Genomic DNA, 20,524 nt, shown 5'->3' with positions numbered 1-20,524 from the left:
TTAAAACTCATTATATAAAGCGGATAAAAGTGAACATCGTTAAAAAAATGTTAGTTTGATTTTCTATCATCGACAGAATTTAAAATAGTTGTATTTTTAACAAATTTTAAACGCGATTTTATGAATTCTACAATTGATGCTGATTGTTGTAAAAAGTATGAGGTTATTTTATGAAAGTAACTCAAATCCCATTTCAAAAAACTGGTTTTTTTTCAAAAACTATGGTCGATTATTTAGATCAAAAAGAAAACTTACAACCATTTTACAATCAATTTCCTGATTTAGAAGGTTTCAAAAAGCAAATTTTAGAAAAGCAAAGTTCATTTTCAGAATCGTCGAGATTGATGTTGGCAGATGCTTTACAAAAGCAATACAAATCGGTCGCTAAATCAGCAAAAACTGCTAGCAATATTTCTTTGTTAAAAAAAACGAATACCTTTACCATTACTACTGGTCATCAATTAAATTTATTTACAGGCCCTTTATATTTTTTATATAAAATTATTTCTGTGATTAATTTAGCAGAAGAATTATCAGAACAATTCCCAAATCAGCAATTTGTACCTGTGTACTGGATGGCTACAGAAGATCATGATTTTGAGGAAATCAATTATTTTAATTATGATGGTAAAAAAGTAACTTGGAATAGAAAAGATGGTGGTGCAGTTGGGCGTTTTTCAACAGAAGGATTAGCGCAAGTTTTTGAAGTTTTCTCAGGGCATTTAGGAAATTCTAAAAATGCAGAATATCTAAAAAAACTTTTTGCAGACGGGTATTTAAAACATAATAATTTAGCAGATGCTACGCGTTTTATTGCAAACGAATTATTTGCGGAATATGGTTTGGTAATTGTAGATGGCGATGATGAAAAGTTAAAACAGTTATTTATTCCTTTTGTACAAGAAGAATTGCAAAATAAAACCTCTTTTACGGAAGTTTCAAAAACGATTACTAGTTTAGAAGAGAGCTATAAAATTCAGGTAAACCCAAGAGAAATAAACCTTTTTTATTTAGGTGGTGATTTTAGAGAACGTATTATTTTTGAAGATAATGTCTATAAAGTAAACAACACCGATATTTCATTTTCTAAAGAAGAAATTTTTAAAGAGTTAGATAAAAATCCGAAGGCATTTTCACCTAACGTAATTATGAGACCTTTGTACCAAGAAGTAATTTTACCAAATTTATGTTATGTTGGTGGAGGAGGAGAAATGGCATATTGGTTGCAGTTAAAAGATTATTTTGATGCAGTAAAAGTACCCTTCCCGATTTTATTGTTAAGAAATTCGGTTCAGGTGATCTCGGAAAAACAAGCTCGTAAACTTGCTAAATTAGATATTGATAAATCAGAAATATTTTTAGATCAGTACGAACTTATTTCTAAGAAAGTTGTTGAAAATACTGAGATCGAAACAAGTTTTAAGGATAGAAAACAGTTTTTAGAACAGCAGTTTATAGGGTTGAAAGAAGTGGCTAAAAAAACACATATTTCATTTTTAAATGCTGTAAATGCTCAAGAAAGAAAACAAATTAAAGGCTTAGAAAAACTTGAAAAACGTTTGTTAAAAGCAGAAAAGAAAAGACAAGCTGACTTGGTTGAAAGAATTACGAAACTTCAAAATGAATTGTTACCCAATCAAAGTTTAGAAGAAAGACAACGTAATTTTTCTGAATATTATTTAGAATATGGAGCTACGTTTATTAAGGTTTTAAAAGAAACTTTACATCCCTTAGATTTACAGTTTACAGTTTTAGAAATGTAACATTTTTATAACCCAATGTTTCCTGAAGCATTTAAGAAATCAAAATATATTTTGACAAAAAGAAGTGAACGCAGTTGATGAGATTGTGTTCAATCGTTCTCAGCTTCACACAAACAAACAAAAAATTAACAATGAAAGAAAAAGGACTTCACCCAAAAAATAAATTTAACAAAGGTTATAATTTTGAGGAATTAATTCAAAATAATCCGTCTTTAAAAGAGTTTGTATTTACCAATACTTATGGAGCCATTACGATTGATTTTTCGAATCCAAAAGCGGTAAAAGAACTCAATAAAGCCTTATTATTTTCTTTTGAAAGCATTTCTGTTTGGGATTTTCCTGATGAAAATCTCTGTCCGCCAATTCCTGGACGTTTGGATTATATACATCACTTGGCTGATTTATGTTCATCCGAAGAAAAAGAGATTACTATTTTAGATATTGGTACAGGTGCAACTTGTATTTATCCGCTTTTGGGTGTTGCAGCATACAATTGGAATTTTATAGCCACAGATATTGAATTAGATTCTCTAGATACAGCCCAAGATAATATTGATGATAATGGTTTCGATAAAAAAATACAATTGCGTCAACAGTTTGATGAGCAACATATTTTAAAAGGAATTTTAGAAGAGAATGATTCTTTTTCGGCTACCATGTGTAACCCGCCTTTTTATAAATCTGCTGAAGAGGCTAGAGGTGCAAATAGAAGAAAAACTAAAAATTTAGGGAACAGTGCAGTCAGAAATTTTTCGGGTAATAATAATGAACTGTGGTATGTAGGAGGTGAGAAAGCCTTTTTGCATAATTATTTGTATGAGAGTTCTTTATTTTCTAAAAAAAGCAAATGGTTTACAAGTTTGGTTTCAAAAAAAGAAAATGTTGAGAGCTTGCAAAAATCATCAAAGAAATTGGGCGTAAGAAACTTTAAAATCATTCCATTGAGCCAAGGAAACAAAGTGACAAGAATTGTTTGTTGGCAGTTTTAACGATATACAACATCGTTGATATTCCATTTTTTACAAATAAAATGCAAAATTACATACACTAACATGTGTACAAAAAGCAAACATAAAAAAGCGTATAAAGGCACTCCAAAAATTTGATAAGGCCAATAATAGGTCCAAACACCTAATTCAATCGTAATAACTTCGCCAAAAGCGGGTAAAATTAAGGCCAAGATAATGGCCAATATAATCTTATTTTTTTGAGTTTTATTTTTTAAAAGCGGAATTAAGTTGCGCTCTAATTTGTACAAATAATGAAAAGCCAACATCCAAGCAAAAGGCACCCACATAGGTATAGCTCTTGTTACTTTATGATATTCCCAATAACCGTTGGCAACTCCCCAAGTTTCACCTACAACACCACCAAAACCAGTTAAAAGCATACCCATTAAAAGTAACCAGTTTTTTTTTGTTTTTGGTTGTATAATTTCTTTATACACATTATGTAAAATTTTGATAACAAGAATAGCCGCAATTACGCTATCATATTCTTTTAAAAAACCGATAAAAACCCCTGCAACTACAAGTTTAAATAGAGCTTTTAAAACCTCTTTTGTAAACGCTTTTTTGTTAGTAATCAAATTTTAAAATTTTAATTTTCAAAAATAAAAAAACCGAAACAAATTGCTTCGGTTTACTATAGGTATTTATGTAGATTACAAATTAGGAATCACTAATTCTTGACCTGGATGAATTACATCTGGGTTTTTTAAGATATTTGTATTTGCTTCAAAAATAGCAACATATTTCATAGGTTTCCCATAATAATGTTTCGCTATTTTACCTAAAGTTTCCCCTTTTTCTACGGTATGCGTTGCATATAAAGATGTATCAGCCATTTTAATATCTGCTTTAATATCTGAAGGATTTTCTCCACCAACTTTTTTAATTTCGTCCCAAAGAAGATTTTTTTCGTATTGATTTTTGGCAACACCAGAAACATATAAAACTCCGTTTTCTTCTTTTACATCTCCGTCTTTAATTTCTAATTTTTGTCCTAAATCTAGTACACTTTGATATTTTGCTTTCATTTTTATATTGATTTTTTGTTATACGTATTTTTTCATTTTTATCTTACCGTTCTTGTATCATCAGTATAATACCCTTGTTGTGTAAGATCTCCATCAACTTCACCTCCTAATTTTTCTTTTCTTCTCTGTAAATAAATCTCTTCATAATCTTGTGTATAATGAGGAGAGGTTACCACATTTAAATCAAATTTTATGGTAGTAAAAACATCTTTTTCTGTGTTGGCAACAATGGTTATATAAAATTCTACATAACCAATGTTTTTGGCACTATCATAATCTAAAGTGATGAAACCAAAATCATCTTTACCAATAGAACCAGAAGGATAATCGATTTCTATACAGCCACAAGACGCTTGAACATCATAAATAATTAATGGCTCATTACCACGATTGTAAAATTTATATGCAGCTGTTAATTCAGAACCACGTAAAAGAGGGTAGTAATGACGCTCTGGATTTTCTATTTCCATTTTGGTCTTTCTAACCGTATTTATATCTGGTTTCCTAAATTCACAAGCACTAATGGTAAGAGCAAGTAAAATAAGTACTATTATATTTTTCATTATTGTAAATTTAATCAATTTTAATTAAATATAATTTCATCGCAAGCCATAGCATTTTTACCTTTTGTACTGTGTTTATGTATTTTAATAAGAAAATGATTTGGTAATTGTACATCATCTAATGCTTTAGGAAGCTCAATTGATGTTTCTCTTGTTTCAATTGGTATTGTGCTTGGTAGTAACTTTAATTTTTTAATTACTTTATAATCTGTATCTAAAATTTCTATAGCACTTGGGTAGTAAATGTTATGTTTTAGATCTTGTAAAAAAGAAAATGTTATTTTTTCTGCTTTAGCAATTCCTTCTTTATCAATTTTAAGTACCAAATCATCTATAGAGCTAATGTGCCAATTGGTATTGTAATCGTCTAAACCAAAAGCACCATCATTTAAGGCTTCTATTTTGGTGTAATCTTCATCTAATTTAGATAAAACTTCAAACTTTTTTTTATAAAAATAATGCTTTCTTTTATGATGTTTGTAAATTGATTTTCTCCAATTAGTTATATACTCTTCAATTTTATATTTTCTTTCATTATATGTTTTTAATCCAGAAGACCTGCTGTAATTGTTTAAATTATCTAATAATGATGTGATTTCATTTTTTACAATAATTTGTTGATTAGCATTTAAGATTCCATACCCATAAATACCTAAACCATAATTTCGCATAATTTCTAATTTTAGAAAGGTTAGGCCAGTAGCTAATTTTAGATATTCTTTATCAAATTTATTACTTTCGGTATAGGTATCAAATTCATTATAAAACTCAAAAAAAACTTTAGGATCTAAATATTTTCTAACAGTTTCATCAATACCACTGTAAATACTCAACTCTTTGTTACTTAATAAGAATGCTTCATCAATAAAAGTAAGGTAATTGGTAAGTAGATTCGCTAATTTCTTGGAATATTGATTGGAAAAGTACGTTGTAATTTCATCATCTATATTTATATCAACATTCCATAAAAGTTTAGCAAAAATGGTGGTTTTACAATTTTGAAAAGTGCTGTAACTATATTCACTGCCATGTAAAAACACACCATTTACACCTAGTTTTTTATAAAGTTTTAAGTTTTGTTGTGTGGTTTTTAAAGTGGGATAAATATCAAAGTAATTATCAAAATTTACAGTATAATCCCAGATGTAAACATTGTTTACATATTTTTTCCATTTTTTGATGTCACTATCAAACTGTTTAAAATTTTTGGTGTTTTGTATCGGGATTCCTTTTTGAATATCGATAGTACTATAAAATAAACCTGTATTTGTTTCTGTACTAAACTTAGGTACATTTTTTACGGTTACATAAGCAGCAGTAAAAAATGTAGATTTTCTGTTTTTTTGTGCTAATTTATTTAAAAAAGTAAATACAGCTGGTGCAGCATCTTTGGTGGTATTACCAACAGCTTTACAAGTATTACAGGTACAAACAATGTTGTTATCATTTGGCAGAATCATATACTTATTAAGTGCATGGTCGCTATCATAAATGTTTTTTACACTTTTATTTACATAATTAAATAAATCGCTACTTGTAAAGCAAAATTGACTTTTAACTCTTTTATTGCCAACTTTAGCATAAACAGATTCTGGTAATTGATATTCCTTGAGTATTTTTGGAAGATTATGCCCCCAAATACCCCATTCCAACTCTAAATAATTAGTTTTGTTCCAAGCTCTAAATTCTGGCTCAAAGTTTTGAGAATAATAAGGTTCTCTATATTCAAAACCTGGAGATTCACAGCTGTTAAAACGCTCTGGGGTTTCTATTTTTGATTGAAAAGGAGCAATACCTTCTTTCATTTTACTATAACTAAGTTCTGTGAATTTTTGAAAGAAATGGCTTATAGCATAGCCTAAATTTTGTGTTGACGAACCTTGAATAGTAATATTACCAGCCTTTTTATAAATACAAAAGTTGTCTTTTTGAGTAGGGTTTACTCTTAACAATATATACGTGTAGTTTTTATTTAAGCCATTACTCCTTTCAATTTGTAACGTTTCACCAGTTGCAGCTTTAAATTTGTTGTTAAAATCGGTAGCTAACTCAGTAACCAATTTATCTGCGGCTAAAGGAATATTTATTTTAGGTGCTATTTTATCTTCTTTAGAAAATAGGATTACTTTATTTTGAGCACAAGTTGTTAGGCTTAAAAAAATAATAATAACATATATGTATTTTTTAAACATCATAAAGTTAGCGCATTAAAAACTTTAAAATTTTGTGATAATTGAAACCGCTAAATTGTATTGGTTGATAAAAAGTAACGAATTACTATCTGTAATAGGACTCTTAAAGTTTATCCAAGACCCGTTAACTAATAGCATGGTTCTAGGCGAAATATTATGTCCATAACCAGCACCAACAAGTACATTAGAGAAATCTAAGAAAGCTGCTGCACCTTCTGGTAACTGATCGTTAAATGGTGCACTACCAAAGGAAGCTATGAAGCTTACATAATCTCCCTTAGCATTAACATTAATCCGTGTTTGGGTGGCAAAGTTAAAATAGGTAAATGCGTTATCTCTCATTAAAGATACTTTTGCATTCAGCCAAACATCTTCCCACGTTTTAGAGGCTCCAAGATTTAGCTGGAAAAAACTAATATCATTTTGTAAGTATAAATATCTAATACCTGCTTGTGCTTCATAACCATTATCAAGCCCTTTATAGGCATTACCATACAAAACAAATTTTGGAAAAAATTGGCTTCCAAATAATACACCAACATCTGCGTACAATTTAGGGTTAAATATTCTGGAATAATTTAAACCCGCTTGTACACCAACACCAGATCTTCTTGCAGCATAATTAACTGCGGCACCAAATGTGTTTTTTTCATCATATCTGTAATTGTATGCAATACTTGCTAAAGATGTACTAAAAGCTAAAGAATCTGAATTTGCTTGTGTGTATGTTGCTGCTAATTTATTTTTAAGTTTCGCTGCTTTTAGTGTTTCTAGAGCTTCATTCCATTTTTGTTTTTCAAAAGGGTCTGAAATTTCTCTAAATTGTTGATAGTAATATGCAGAATCGTATTCTTTCATCAATTCGAATACCAAACCTTTTTTATATTTTAAGAAATTATCATTGGGATACTTTTTAATTTTTTCATTAATAATTTCTAATGCTTCATCATTTGGTTTTTGTATGATGTACAAATTCACCATTCTTTGTAATGAATATTTTTCTGCTGGATTTAAGGAATCTGAAAGATGATAATCAGCTAAAGCCTCGTCAATATTACCTTCATCTTCGTTGTTTCTAGCTCTGTACCATAAAACTTCTGCTAAAGAGTTTTTGATTTTTCTATCGTATTTATATACCGTTTCTAACGAATCTAAAACAGCAATAGCCTCATCATATTGTTTGTTTTGTGCTAATAAACTTGAAAGCTTAATTTTAAAATTTTTGTTATTAGGATAAAAGCTTAGCGCACTTCTGTTGTAATTGATTCCTGTTGGATAATCTGGTATTGCAGATGACGCATTGATGGCTAAATTTAATAAATCTTTATTATCATTTTGTCTTGTTAAACCATCTTCAATAACTTCTAAAGCTTTTTCATAGCGTTGAATTTTCATCAAATAGCGTGCATATTCAACAGTTTGTCCAACGTAAATTCTAGGATATTTTTCACTTAAAGGATTACTTTGTTCTAAACCTCTAGTTATGTTTAAAGCATCTTCATACAAATCCATTTTAGCATACAAAGAAGACTTTCTTAATAAATGATCTGGATTATCTGGTTCTAAACCAATTAACTTATCAACTTGATCTGTAGCTTCATCATATTGCCCTAATTCTAAATAAATACCAAAAATTTGTTGTTCTGCTTCTTTGGTAAAATCTGGTGAAGAAACTAAATCTTCATATATTTCTAGTGCTAAATCAAATTGTCTATTTTCGACATAAGTTTTAGCTCTATTATACATTATTAGGTTATAATTGTAAGAAATATCAGTATCGTTTGGGTATTTTTCATGTAAACTAATAACTTCTTTTTCAAAGCGTTCTCTATCTTTAATTGGTCTGTACAATTCCATTAATTGTACTTGTAGTTTTTTGTTATTAGGACTTCTTTTGATTCCTTTCTTAAGAAAATATTCAGCATCACCATCAAAACCTTTACCCATAGCTTTGCTAATCACATAGTTTTGTGATTCTGAATTGCCATTTTGTTCTAATAACTTTTTATTGATTTCATATGGGTCATTATATTCATTAAAGCTAGCAGATTGCTGCATTAAATAAGGTAAAGTTTTAGCGTGTATTTGAGGAAAACGATCTATAGGTACATCAGTACCGTTTTTTATAAAAGCTATGGCTTCTTCATGTCTTCCTAAATCTTCTAATAAACCAATTTTCTTTTCTATTAACTCTTGGTCGAATTTTAATTCTAATAAAGCTCTGTTGGTAAATTGTAATGCGTATTCAGGGTTACCTTTAAGCATCTCATTACGAATTACCCCAATATATGCATCTTTATTGGTTGGATCATTGTCGATGACGGTTTTATAAATTTCGTTAGCATCATCGTAATTTTTTTCAGCAATGGCATTATTTCCATCATTAAGCATGATGTAATTATAATCATTCTGAATTTCAGTATCATCAGGATAAATTTGATATAACCTTTTTAAAGCACGTTCAGCTTCTTCAAAGTTTCCCATTTCTTTATAAATGAGTATTTTTCTTCTCCAAAACCCTCTACTGTAAGGTGTTATTTCTAACAATTCATTTAAAAAACAAATGGCATCAGAATATCTTTTAGTAGTATGTTCAATATTTACCAAATACTTTAAAACATCAATATCTTTTCTTCGTCTTTCATACACTTGTTTTAAAACATATCTAGCAGTATCGTATCTACCTAGTTCTATATTGGATTTACCTAAAAGTACCTTTAAATCTAAATCATCTGGAGCTAATTGTAACCCTCTCCAACTCATTTTTGCTGCACGTGTAAAGTTTTGTTCAGCAATGTCTTTTTTTGCTTCTTCAAAATATAAATCGGAAGAATCAAATTGCTCTTGGGCAAAGCTTTTAAATTGTGATACCACTACCACAATAAGAATTAAAATGGACTTATTTATTTTCATAATAAGTAACTTATGTTTTTATAGGCTCAAAATCTGAGCCAGAATTTTTATTTTTCTTGAGTCTGTCGAAAATACTTGATTTTTTTTCATCAGAATTATTTGATGAATTTCCACCATCATTATTACTGTTGTCATTGCCATCAGATTTTTTCTTTTTATCATCTTCATTATCAAACCCTTGTCTTGTCATTGTTCCCCAAGCTAATTCTCGAGAAGTAATGTAACTAAAATATCCTTTTAAAGAGAAAAACATAATCATTGGGTGATAAATGAAAGGCTCTATAAATGCTGTAATAAATAGAGAAAGTACTTCTCTTGTTGTATTGTAATATTTAAATGTCATCTGATCCCAAATAATTACAATAGATGAAATCATTATTGCAAACGTGTAAGAATACAATAGTATTAATGGTGCAAAATTCCAGTTTACATATCCATAAAAAAGTAAGAAAATTGAAAATAAAATTCCAAAAGCTTCTATGATTGGTGCTAAGAATTCAAATATAAAAATATATGGAAATGTAATTAAGCCTAACCTTCTATAACTTGGGTTAAATAAAATTTTTCTGTGATCGCTAAACATTTGAAATAGTCCACTGGCCCATCTTGTTCGCTGTCTACTTAAAATCTGGATATTGGGAGGGCCTTCAGTCCAACAACAAGATAAAGGTATATAACCAATTTTATAGTCTAGTTTGTTGTTCATCATATGAGCAGCCATTCTTGTTAACATATCCATGTCTTCTGCATGCGAATCTGCACCATATCCACCTGCTTTAATAGCAATATCTTTATCGAACATTCCTAAACCACCAGAAACATTGGGTACAGAATTAATTAATTCCCAACCCATTTTACCTAATAAATAAGATCTAATATATTCTAGTTCTTGAAAACGTGGAATTAATGCTTTTGGTGGTCTTACTCTAGTAATAATTCCTTCTTCAATTTCGCAATTGTTAGACATTCTAAGTGTTGCCCCCACAGCAATGACTGTAGTTTTAGAACTTAAAATTGGCTTAATCATTTTTGTAAGCGTGTTCCTTGCCAAAATACAATCTACATCAGTATTTAAGTAATATGGGAATACAGAAGCATTTAAACCCGCGTTAAAAGCATCTGCTTTTGTACCACCATTTTCTTTATCGATAATGGTAAGAATGTCATACTTTGGGTTTTGTGATTTAAAAGTTCTTTTGTAGGGTTTGGTTTTAATTTTCTCTACATACGCAAAGGGCGCTTCAACCAAATCAAATTCTTCAATAAGCAGTTTTAAGGTGTCATCTTTACTACCATCATTAACAATAATTACCTCAAAAAGTGGGTAGTTTAAAGTTAATAATGATTTAACGTTTACAATGATTGTTTTTTCTTCATTATACGCTGGTGCAATTACAGATATTCCTGGTGCTAACTCAGAGTTTAACAATTCTTCATCATCTATATCTGTGTTGTAACTTTTATATCTATTTATGGCTAAAAAAGAAAATATAGCTAGTATTATGTAACTTAAAATTAATGAAGTTGCATAAAAAAATATAAAATACTCATAAATTGTTACAAAAATTTCAAACATCTATTTGTATTTAATTAATGGAGTTTCAATGTGCTCTAAAATAATTTGATCAAAACCTTTCAAAGTACTTTTTAAATTTTGAAAAGCTATTTTACCCTCATAACTATAGTTAAGTATTGCGTCTGCAATAATTTTTTTAGTATCGATGTTGTTAGAATCTTGAAAAATATTTTCTAAAAAATTTAAAGACTTTCCTGTATTGAATTTTCTTATTGTTTTTATAATGGCAACTTGGCACAATTCTGGCTCAGTATAATACCTGTCAATTAGCTCTTGTTCAGTTTCAGTAATATTTAATTCTCCTAATGTTAAAATTGCTTCTGCTCTTACTAATTCGTTATCATCTTCAAGTTTTTCTATTAAAATTTCGTCTATACCTTTTTGCTTAAAAAAGCCTACCATTTTAATTAGAAACACTACAAGAGAATCATTTTTTGAATAGTTGATCCATTTTCCTAAACCTTCTAAGTTACCTCTTTCTTTTTGAAGTTGTAGATATTGCATTAACTCAATTTCATCCCATTTACTTAAGTTTCTATCAAATTCATCAAAAAATCGGTAAGGATCATTAGAACTTAAGGCAAGGTGAGAGTTCCTTGCTTCACTACGAATCATTTTGTTTTTACTGTAGGCATATCTTAAAATTTTTGAATCAAACTTATTTAAGTCTAATACAAACGCTTCTTGAAATGCATCAATTTTTTCACTGTTGGATCGCGAATCAAATTTACGCTCTAAGTGTTCAACTATACCTAATGCACTTATAATTAATGGATATTTTTCTGATTCTTTATCATCATTTTTAAAATCAACTAAAATACTAACTGCTATATCTAAAGATTCTCTATTTACTTCATCAACAATATCTTCGAATTTAGTAAAAACTTCTTGTTCTGTATAGTTTTTATCGGTAAAAAGAATATCATCAAACAATTTTATAATTTCAGGAACACTATTTTCGAGTGTTTTCTGCAATCTATTGTGTCTTCTTCTTATCGTGTAAATAGTTATCATAAGAGCCAAAGTAGCTATTATAAAAACCATTGTTAATACAATAGTAATTTGTATAATAAGAGGAAAAGTCTTTATCTTATAGATAAAAGAAAGAAACCACTCAACGAAACCCATTTATATAATTTAAATTTTTATAGTCGTTAAAGTGAGGGATTTTTTAATATATAACTTACAGCAAATCTAACAAAAATATCTGCCTAAGTGTATTGTTTTTCTTTCAAATAACAATAATTATAGGTGAATCACCTCATCATAAGCATCAGCCACAGCTTCCATAACTGCTTCACTCATGGTTGGGTGAGGATGTATTGCTTTTAATACTTCATGTCCTGTTGTTTCTAATTTTCGCCCAAGTACAGCTTCTGCTATCATATCTGTTACACCAGCACCAATCATATGGCATCCTAACCACTCGCCATATTTAGCATCAAAAATTACTTTTACAAAACCATCAGGTGTACCAGCTGCTTTAGCTTTACCAGAAGCAGAGAAAGGAAATTTACCTACTTTTAATTCGTAACCTGCCTCTTTTGCTTTAGCTTCTGTTAAACCAACAGATGCAATTTCTGGAGTTGCGTAAGTACAACCAGGTACATTGCCATAATCAATTTTTTCTGTATGTAAGCCAGCTAATTTCTCAACGCAAGTAATTCCTTCAGCAGATGCAACATGTGCTAAAGCTTGTCCTGGAACAACGTCTCCAATGGCATAATAACCAGGAATATTTGTTTGGTAATAATCGTTTACTAAAATTTTATCTCTATCAACAATAATTCCAACATCTTCTAAACCAATATTTTCGATATTAGATTTGATACCAACAGCAGACAATAATATATCTGCTTCTAGAGTTTGTTCTCCTTTTTTTGTTTTAACAGTTGCTACTACACCTTCACCAGATGTATCAACTGATTCTACAGAAGAATTAGTCATTATTGTAACACCAGCTTTTTTCATTGAACGTTCAAATTGTTTAGAAATGTCAATGTCTTCAACAGGTACAATATTTGGCATATATTCTACAATAGTTACTTCTGTACCCATTGTATTGTAAAAATGTGCAAATTCAACACCAATAGCACCAGAACCTACAACAATCATAGATTTTGGTTGTTTAGGTAAGGTCATTGCTTGTCTGTAACCAATTACTTTTTTACCATCTTGAGGTAAGTTTGGTAGTTCTCTAGAACGCGCTCCTGTAGCAATAATAATGTTATCTGCACTATATTCTGTAACGGTTCCATCTTCTGCTGTAACATCTACTTTTTTACCAGTTTTAATTTTACCAAAACCATCTATAATGTCGATTTTGTTTTTTTTCATTAAAAATGCTACACCTTTGCTCATTCCATCAGCTACACCTCTACTGCGTTTAATAACAGCGTCAAAATCTTTATCAATAGCTTCAGCTTTTAAACCATACTGATCTACATGTTTTAAATAATCATAAACTTGAGCAGATTTAAGTAATGCTTTTGTTGGGATACATCCCCAATTTAAACAAATACCTCCTAAAGATTCTTTTTCTACAATTGCAACTTTAAAGCCTAGTTGTGATGCTCTAATTCCTGTTACATATCCTCCAGGTCCACTTCCAATAATAATGATATCGTATTTCATGTTTTTATTTATTTAATTTTAAACGAACTAAAATTAAGATTTAAATGTTAAAGTATGTTAAAAAAAGTTCAAATCTAATTATAATTTGTTTTGATTTCAAGTTATGAACTAATATATTTAAATTTTAATGAATTTCTTACTTTTGCCTATAGATTTTAAGATATTACATTCTTTTAGGTACTTTAATTCCTAATAATGAAAATGCAGATTGTATAGTTTCTGCAACTTTTTTTGATAATTGTACTCTAAATATTTTTATATTAAAATCTTCTTCTCCTAAAATAGATACATTTTGATAAAAAGAGTTGAATTCTTTCACCAAATCATAAGTGTAATTCGCAATTACTGCTGGTGAATAATTTTCAGCAGCTTGCTGAATAACATCAGGATAAATCTCTAGTTGTTTTAACAATTCTTTCTCTTTTTCATGTAAATCTATGGCAACTGGTTTTGAGTAATCAAAATTTGACTTTCTGATGATAGATTGAATTCGGGCATAGGTATATTGAATAAAAGGCCCAGTATTTCCTTGAAAATCTACAGATGATTTTGGGTCGAATAAAATTCTTTTTTTAGGATCAACTTTTAAGATAAAATATTTTAACGCACCTAAACCTATGGTTTTATATAAATCATTTTTTTCTGCATCAGAATAGCCATCTAATTTACCTAATTCTTCAGAGATTTCTTTGGCTGTACTTGTCATTTCTACCATTAAGTCATCAGCATCAACCACAGTACCTTCTCTTGATTTCATTTTTCCAGAAGGTAAATCTACCATTCCATAACTAAGGTGATGTAGTTGTTTAGCCCAATCAAAACCTAGTTTTTTTAGGATTAAAAACAATACTTGAAAATGGTAATCTTGCTCATTACCAACAGTATAAACCATTCCACCAACATCTGGAAAATCTTTTACACGTTGAATGGCTGTACCAATATCCTGTGTCATGTAAACTGCAGTACCATCAGAACGCAATACAATTTTTTCATCTAAACCATCTTCAGTTAAATCGCACCAAACAGAACCATCTTCTTTTTTATAAAAAACACCTTTTTCTAAACCTTGCTGAACTACATCTTTTCCTAATAAATAAGTATCACTTTCGTAATATAAAGTGTCAAAATTAACACCCATATTTTTGTAGGTTGTATCAAAACCAGCATAAACCCAAGCATTCATAGTTTCCCAAAGTGCAACTACTTTTTCATCTCCAGCTTCCCATTTTTGCAGCATTTCTTGTGCTTCTAATAAAAGTGGTGCTTGTTTTTTTGCTTCTTCTTCAGTTTTTCCTTCGGCTATTAATTGAGCAATTTCTTTTTTATATTCTTGATCGAATTTTACATAATAATTACCAACCAATTTATCGCCTTTTAAGCCTGTAGAATCTGGTGTTTCTCCATTTCCAAATTTTTCCCAAGCCAACATCGACTTACAAATATGAATTCCACGATCGTTAATAATTTGTGTTTTATAGACTTTTTTACCGGCAGCTTTTATAATTTCTGCAACAGAATAGCCTAATAAATTATTACGAACATGTCCTAAATGCAAAGGTTTGTTGGTATTGGGTGATGAATATTCAACCATAACTGCTTTTTCATCAGTTTTTGGAGATATAAAACCGTAATTAGCATCTTGGTAAATGGAGTTGAAAAAATTTAGGTAATAGTTATCATCAATCACTAAATTCAAGAAACCTTTTACTACATTAAAATTGCTGATTTCAGCAACATTTTCAACAATATAATTCCCTAATTCTGAACCAATTTGAACAGGGTTTCCTTTTTTGTAACGTAACATTGGGAAAACAACCACAGTAATATCGCCTTCAAATTCCTTTCGAGTTGCCTGGAATTCTACACTTGGAATTTCTACATCATATAAAGCTAAAAAACCTTCTTTTACTTTGGTTTTTATAATGTTCTGTATGTTCATTACTTGTTTAAAATTGGTTTGCGAAAATACATAAATTTAGTGTAAATTTTATGAGAAATAATTGTATTTTTCGTGAATGCAAAAACTCTTAGAACAATTGCCTGAATTAGCTGAAGAAGCTAAGAAAGAAAACAAAAAATATTTTGCCAATTTAAGACGCAGAACGCCCAAAAATTTGGATGTAACAATGCAAGATTTACATACTAAAGAATTTGAAAAAACAGATTGTTTAGCTTGTGGAAACTGCTGTAAAACAACGAGTCCGATATTTACAGAGAAAGATATTGATCGGATTTCTAAACATTTAAAACTTAAAGTTGCTGATTTTATTAATCAATATTTAGAAAGAGATGAAGACGATTTTATGGTACTAAAAACGGCTCCTTGTTCTTTTTTAGATGAATCTGATAATACTTGTTTTATTTACGATGTAAGGCCCAAAGCTTGTGCAGAATACCCTCACACAGACAGGCGAAAGTTTATTCAAATTACAGATTTAACAATTGCAAATACTTTTATTTGTCCAGCAACATATAATATTGTGGAGGCTTTAAAAAAAGAAATTCCTTATAGTTACAAAATAAAAAAGAGAAGAAAGTAAAACGAAATTTTACTAAAAAGTAGACTATGCATGACAAAATTGAAGAACTAGAAAAAGAAAATCTACAACTAAAAGAGCGAATAGCAAAACTTGAAAATCCAAAGAAATTCAATAAAAAGAAGTGGAAGTTTTTGGTAAACTTTACAGCTACTTTTATTGCTGGTAAAAATCTAAAAACTAGTATTTATAATTCCATTCAAGAGTTTAATGAACAAAAACGAATTTCATTACAAACCACATCAGATTTAATTGCAAGCATTGTAAAAAGGTTAACTAGAATTGGGGTAGTAGCTTTATTGATTGCACTGCTACCAACTACTTTAATGATTTATCAAAATCATTTGTTAAAAATTCAAAATAAAAAAATACAAGAGCAAACTTATTTGGCAGAGGCTTCTAGAAGATCAGCTCAAATGTTTATTATGGGTGATATTTTAAGTGATATCAATACCGAGCTTGAAACCAAAAAGAGTAGAAAACTATCTAAAACTTTAGTAGGTAGAATTGTAGGATTAAGTAGGGCAATGAAACCTTATCGATATTTGGTGAATGACCAACTCATAGATAAGACTATAAGCCCAGAAAGAGGTCAATTACTAATTACGCTTTGTAAAAGTGATATAAGTGCCTCTTTTTTAGAGGATAATATTTTGCAAGAAAGTGATTTTACAAAATCTGAACTAAAAGGAGCAAATCTATACAGTGTAATTTTAAGGGGAATTAATTTAAAAGATGCAGATTTATCGAATGCAGATTTAGTAAAAGTGGATGCTAGAAGAGCTCGTTTTGAAAATACAAATTTTCAAAATGCAGATTTAGGATATGCAGATTTAAGTTACACAAAACTAATCAATGCCAATCTTTCTGAAGCAATTTTATTAAAAACAAAATTTAATAAAGCAGATGTAACAGATGCAATTTTAGACAACGCTATTGTTGATAGAGCTGATTGGTTGACGTATTTAAAAGACGAATTAAAACTAAAAGGTGCAACACAGTTGTTTGAAAATTACGAGGTTGATAGTGCTTATTCTAAAGTTTTTGATGCAAAGGTTTTGACGGTTTTAAGAAAGTAGGTTAAAGTGGACGCTAAGTTTTAAGATTTTAATTATATATCAAATAACGTTTCCTAATTTTCTGGAAAGCCACCAAATCTTTCTTCCATGTTTTTTTAATTTCTTTAGCTGATAAACCTTGTTCAATTTGTTGTTGTAAAATGGTGTTACCTGCATGGATAGTAAACGTACTACCAAAGAATTTTTCATTTTTAGGTGTTTTTTGATAGGCATCAATTAACCATTTTAAATTAATTTCAGATAATTTTTCTTCCTGAGATAAGTCTACACCAAAACAAAGTTTGTTTTTATGTTTAGGGTATTTTGAACCAAAATTAGCTTTTGGAGTGTAGCTAAATTCAACTTTAGGAAAAAAAGGCGCTCCATATCTTTGAAATTGAAATTCTGTCCCTCTACCAGCATTTATAGTAGTTCCTTCAAAAAAACCTAAACTAGGGTAGAGGTTTATACTTTTATCATTTGGTAAATTAGGAGATGGTCTAATTGCTAAACTATATTCAGAATTGTGTGTATAGTTTTTTAAAGGAATTACTTTTAAATTGCATTGAACTCCATTTTTTAGCCATTTTTCTCCATTTATCATTTTGCCATATTCGCCAATTGTCATTCCATAAACTACAGGAACAGGATGTTTACCTACAAAGCTTGAATGTTTTTTTTCTAAGATTGGGCCATCAATATAATGCCCATTTGGATTGGGTCTGTCAAGAATTATCACTGAAACGTTATTTTCTGCACAAGCTTCCATCACATAATGTAAGGTAGAGATATAGGTATAAAATCGAACACCAACATCCTGAATATCAAAAACAACAACATCTATACCTTGTAACTGTTCATTTGTAGGTTTTTTGTGTTTTCCATGAAGTGATAAAATGGGTAAACCTGTTTTTGAATCTGTACCGTCTTTTACATCTGCGCCTGCATCTTCTTTTCCTCGAAACCCATGTTCTGGAGCAAATACTTTTTTAACATGTATGTTTTTATAGTTATTAAGAAAATCGACTAAATGATATTGTACATTTTTAGATCCCATAACATTAGGAGCAATTTCTGCTCTTTCTAAAACAGATAAAACCGAGGTTTGATTGGCAACAATGGCTATATTTTTTCCTTTTAATTCGTTAAGGTATACATTTGTTCTTTCAGCTCCAGTTATTATTTCTAATTGCTTTTTTTCCGCACTCAAATCTCTATGCTCAACATGCTGAACTTGTTTAGCACAAGAAATCAGCTGAAAATTCATCATTAAAAATAAAAATAAATAGGTACTTTTACGAAGGTTTAAAAGAGTCATCAATTTGAATTACGAGTTATTTATTGCAAAACGCATTATTACTGGCAAAAAGTATAAAAATAGTATTTCATCACCAATAATAAAAATTGCAATCACTGCAATTGCATTAGGAATTATAATTATGCTTATTGCAGTAGCTACAGGTGCAGGACTACAATATAAAATCCGCGATAAAATGGCAGGTTTTAAAGGGCATATTCAAATTGTGAATTACGATAACAATAATTCTGAAGTTTCTACAACACCGATAAAGAAAAACCAAGATTTTTATCCGAAATTCAAAAATATTTCAGGTATTAAAAATGTGCAAGTTTTTGCGAATAAAGGAGGTATTTTAAGAACTAAAACCGATTTTGAGGGTATCATTTTTAAAGGAGTTTCTACAGATTACGATTGGTCTTTTTTTAAAGAATATTTAATAGCAGGTAAAGTACCAGATTTTAATCAACCAAGAACAAGAGAAGTTTTACTCTCAGAAACTGTGGTAAATCGTTTACAATTAAAATTAAATGACACTATTTTAGCTACTTTTTTAAAAACCTCAATGAGTAAATTGCCATCAAACAAAAAATATATTGTTTCTGGTATTTACAATTCGGGTTTTGCTCAGTTTGATAAAAGTGTAATGATTGGTGATATTAGAGAGGTGCAAAAACTCAATAAATGGTCGGAAAATGAAGTAGGTGGTTTTGAGGTTTTATTAGATGATTTTGATGAAATTGATGCAAAAGGTGATGAGGTATATCAACAAATAGGTGCAACATTAAATAGAAAAACCATTGTTGATGCTTACCCAAATGTTTTTGAATGGATTAAATTATTTGATAATAATGTTTGGTTTATCATCGCTATTATGATTGTAATTGCAGGTATTAATATGATTACTGCATTACTGGTTTTAATTTTAGAAAGCGTACAGATGATTGGTATTCTTAAGGCTTTAGGAAGTTACAATACCAGCATTCGAAAAATATTTTTATACAATGCTTCTTACTTGATTTTAAAAGGCTTGTTTTGGGGTAATATTATTGGTTTATCAATTATTGGGGTTCAATATTTTTTTAAAGTGATTACGCTTAACCCAGAGACTTATTATGTAACAACAATGCCTGTTTATCTCTCTATCACCGCTATTATTTTACTTAATTTAGGAACCTTGTTGTTGTGCTTTTTAATGTTGATTTTACCTTCTTATATCATCACAAAAATAGAGCCATCAAAATCTATTAAGTTTACATAGAAGTATGGCAAGTATATGCTCACAGCGATATGAAAATAGTAAAGAAAATATTTAAATGGGTTTTATATGTACTACTTATTCCAGCAACATACATAATTGTTTCTTTAATTCTCTCTTTAATTACAGTTGATAGAATCGAGAATAATGAAAGTTCTGAAAAACTGATATATTTAACTACAAATGGAGTTCATTTGGACTTTGTAATTCCAATAGAAAATGTAGACAGTTTAGTGTTATCAGGAGTAAAACATAACAATATCGATAAATATTTATCTTTTGGTTGGGGAGATGAAAACTTTTATATAAACACACCAACTTGGGGAGATTTAACTTTTAGCAATGCTTTTAAAGCAATGTTTTTAGAAAGTTCAACCTTAATGCACGTAACTCGTTATAGACAGAAACGATTAGATTGGATTCAAATAAAAGTTACAGAATCTGAATTACGAAAACTAAACAATTATGTGCTGAATACATTTGAGGTTAATGAAAACGGAATGAAAATACTACTTGAAAATAAAGGTTATTCTTTAATAGACGATTTTTATAAATCAAAAGGAAGTTATTCTTGTTTTAATACTTGCAATAGTTGGGTGAATAAGGGGTTTAAAGAAAGTGGATTAAAGTCTTGTTTATGGACACCTTTCGATTTTGTATTGCTAAAAAAATATAAATAAAAGTACGTTTGCTAA

16 protein-coding genes are annotated in these 20,524 nt (G+C 29.6%); 6 read left to right on the top strand and 10 right to left on the bottom strand.

Annotated features, from left to right (window positions below; all coding sequences use genetic code 11):
* Positions 1–170 precede the first annotated feature (170 nt).
* Both bshC and rlmF read left to right on the top strand, forming a co-directional pair.
* Entirely contained in the window at positions 171–1,763 is a 1,593-nt protein-coding gene (bshC, locus tag ACTG3V_RS07945; protein WP_439131624.1) for a bacillithiol biosynthesis cysteine-adding enzyme BshC, read from the top strand.
* A 131-nt stretch (positions 1,764–1,894) separates the two neighbouring features.
* Positions 1,895–2,752: a 23S rRNA (adenine(1618)-N(6))-methyltransferase RlmF gene (rlmF, locus tag ACTG3V_RS07940; protein WP_439131623.1), complete on the top strand. Its 858-nt coding sequence runs from the start codon at positions 1,895–1,897 to the stop codon at positions 2,750–2,752.
* Here the strand turns inward: rlmF and ACTG3V_RS07935 are convergent.
* From ACTG3V_RS07935 to argS, 9 genes are all read right to left on the bottom strand, one after another.
* Complete coding sequence (locus ACTG3V_RS07935) at positions 2,749–3,351, bottom strand: hypothetical protein (protein ID WP_439131622.1); 603 nt, start codon at positions 3,349–3,351, stop codon at positions 2,749–2,751. The genes rlmF and ACTG3V_RS07935 overlap by 4 nt on opposite strands.
* A 75-nt stretch (positions 3,352–3,426) precedes the next feature.
* Complete coding sequence (locus ACTG3V_RS07930) at positions 3,427–3,801, bottom strand: LysM peptidoglycan-binding domain-containing protein (protein WP_439131621.1); 375 nt, start codon at positions 3,799–3,801, stop codon at positions 3,427–3,429.
* A 38-nt stretch (positions 3,802–3,839) separates the two neighbouring features.
* On the bottom strand, positions 3,840–4,364 hold the full coding sequence (locus tag ACTG3V_RS07925) for a DUF1573 domain-containing protein (protein WP_439131620.1): 525 nt from the start codon (positions 4,362–4,364) through the stop codon (positions 3,840–3,842).
* Between the two features lie 20 nt (positions 4,365–4,384).
* Positions 4,385–6,559: a DUF4838 domain-containing protein gene (locus ACTG3V_RS07920; protein WP_439131619.1), complete on the bottom strand. Its 2,175-nt coding sequence runs from the start codon at positions 6,557–6,559 to the stop codon at positions 4,385–4,387.
* A gap of 21 nt (positions 6,560–6,580) precedes the next feature.
* Positions 6,581–9,469 (bottom strand): YaiO family outer membrane beta-barrel protein, encoded by a 2,889-nt coding sequence (locus ACTG3V_RS07915; RefSeq protein WP_439131618.1) that lies wholly within the window; start codon positions 9,467–9,469, stop codon positions 6,581–6,583.
* Between the two features lie 10 nt (positions 9,470–9,479).
* A complete protein-coding gene (locus ACTG3V_RS07910) occupies positions 9,480–11,045 on the bottom strand; it encodes a glycosyltransferase family 2 protein (protein ID WP_439131617.1) in 1,566 nt (521 codons plus the stop codon).
* Positions 11,046–12,059, bottom strand: coding sequence for a HEAT repeat domain-containing protein (locus tag ACTG3V_RS07905; protein WP_439131616.1), 1,014 nt, complete (start codon positions 12,057–12,059; stop codon positions 11,046–11,048).
* A gap of 231 nt (positions 12,060–12,290) precedes the next feature.
* The gene (gene lpdA, locus ACTG3V_RS07900; RefSeq protein WP_439131615.1) at positions 12,291–13,679 is read right to left on the bottom strand and encodes a dihydrolipoyl dehydrogenase; all 1,389 of its coding nucleotides are present in this window, start codon (positions 13,677–13,679) and stop codon (positions 12,291–12,293) included.
* A 163-nt stretch (positions 13,680–13,842) separates the two neighbouring features.
* Positions 13,843–15,618, bottom strand: a complete 1,776-nt coding sequence (gene argS / locus ACTG3V_RS07895) for an arginine--tRNA ligase (protein WP_439131614.1) — start codon at positions 15,616–15,618, stop codon at positions 13,843–13,845.
* 76 nt (positions 15,619–15,694) lie between these two features.
* On the opposite strand from argS, the gene ACTG3V_RS07890 reads away from it, so the two are divergent.
* A complete protein-coding gene (locus ACTG3V_RS07890; protein ID WP_439131613.1) occupies positions 15,695–16,219 on the top strand; it encodes a YkgJ family cysteine cluster protein in 525 nt (174 codons plus the stop codon).
* Positions 16,220–16,245: 26 nt separating this feature from the next.
* Complete coding sequence (locus ACTG3V_RS07885) at positions 16,246–17,295, top strand: pentapeptide repeat-containing protein (RefSeq protein ID WP_439131612.1); 1,050 nt, start codon at positions 16,246–16,248, stop codon at positions 17,293–17,295.
* Positions 17,296–17,323: 28 nt separating this feature from the next.
* Here the strand turns inward: ACTG3V_RS07885 and ACTG3V_RS07880 are convergent, their stop codons facing one another.
* Positions 17,324–18,592 carry an exo-beta-N-acetylmuramidase NamZ family protein gene (locus ACTG3V_RS07880; RefSeq protein ID WP_439131611.1) on the bottom strand — a complete coding sequence of 423 codons (1,269 nt, stop codon included), beginning with the start codon at positions 18,590–18,592 and terminating at the stop codon, positions 17,324–17,326.
* 4 nt (positions 18,593–18,596) lie between these two features.
* Between ACTG3V_RS07880 and ACTG3V_RS07875 the strand changes: the two genes are divergently transcribed.
* Together ACTG3V_RS07875 and ACTG3V_RS07870 are read left to right on the top strand one after the other, a co-directional pair.
* Entirely contained in the window at positions 18,597–19,832 is a 1,236-nt protein-coding gene (locus ACTG3V_RS07875) for an ABC transporter permease (protein ID WP_439131610.1), read from the top strand.
* 29 nt (positions 19,833–19,861) lie between these two features.
* Positions 19,862–20,509: a DUF2459 domain-containing protein gene (locus tag ACTG3V_RS07870; protein ID WP_439131609.1), complete on the top strand. Its 648-nt coding sequence runs from the start codon at positions 19,862–19,864 to the stop codon at positions 20,507–20,509.
* Positions 20,510–20,524: the final 15 nt, after the last annotated feature.

The sequence above is a fragment of the Polaribacter sp. genome (genome assembly GCF_965660385.1).
Taxonomy (GTDB): Bacteria; Bacteroidota; Bacteroidia; order Flavobacteriales; family Flavobacteriaceae; genus Polaribacter.
The sequence above is the reverse complement of the archived record's forward strand: the minus strand, read 5'-3'. Positions and strand labels throughout refer to the sequence as shown.

What these genes read in the sequence shown, in the direction of transcription:
- ACTG3V_RS07890 (WP_439131613.1), top strand. Translation starts at nt 15,695, where the DNA reads ATGCAAAAACTCTTAGAACAATTGCCTGAATTAGCTGAAGAAGCTAAG.
- ACTG3V_RS07870 (WP_439131609.1), top strand. Translation starts at nt 19,862, where the DNA reads ATGAAAATAGTAAAGAAAATATTTAAATGGGTTTTATATGTACTACTT.
- ACTG3V_RS07920 (WP_439131619.1), bottom strand. Translation starts at nt 6,559, where the DNA reads ATGATGTTTAAAAAATACATATATGTTATTATTATTTTTTTAAGCCTA.
- argS (WP_439131614.1), bottom strand. Translation starts at nt 15,618, where the DNA reads ATGAACATACAGAACATTATAAAAACCAAAGTAAAAGAAGGTTTTTTA.
- ACTG3V_RS07885 (WP_439131612.1), top strand. Translation starts at nt 16,246, where the DNA reads ATGCATGACAAAATTGAAGAACTAGAAAAAGAAAATCTACAACTAAAA.
- ACTG3V_RS07915 (WP_439131618.1), bottom strand. Translation starts at nt 9,469, where the DNA reads ATGAAAATAAATAAGTCCATTTTAATTCTTATTGTGGTAGTGGTATCA.
- ACTG3V_RS07930 (WP_439131621.1), bottom strand. Translation starts at nt 3,801, where the DNA reads ATGAAAGCAAAATATCAAAGTGTACTAGATTTAGGACAAAAATTAGAA.
- ACTG3V_RS07880 (WP_439131611.1), bottom strand. Translation starts at nt 18,592, where the DNA reads ATGACTCTTTTAAACCTTCGTAAAAGTACCTATTTATTTTTATTTTTA.
- ACTG3V_RS07910 (WP_439131617.1), bottom strand. Translation starts at nt 11,045, where the DNA reads ATGTTTGAAATTTTTGTAACAATTTATGAGTATTTTATATTTTTTTAT.
- rlmF (WP_439131623.1), top strand. Translation starts at nt 1,895, where the DNA reads ATGAAAGAAAAAGGACTTCACCCAAAAAATAAATTTAACAAAGGTTAT.
- bshC (WP_439131624.1), top strand. Translation starts at nt 171, where the DNA reads ATGAAAGTAACTCAAATCCCATTTCAAAAAACTGGTTTTTTTTCAAAA.
- ACTG3V_RS07925 (WP_439131620.1), bottom strand. Translation starts at nt 4,364, where the DNA reads ATGAAAAATATAATAGTACTTATTTTACTTGCTCTTACCATTAGTGCT.
- ACTG3V_RS07905 (WP_439131616.1), bottom strand. Translation starts at nt 12,059, where the DNA reads ATGATAACTATTTACACGATAAGAAGAAGACACAATAGATTGCAGAAA.
- lpdA (WP_439131615.1), bottom strand. Translation starts at nt 13,679, where the DNA reads ATGAAATACGATATCATTATTATTGGAAGTGGACCTGGAGGATATGTA.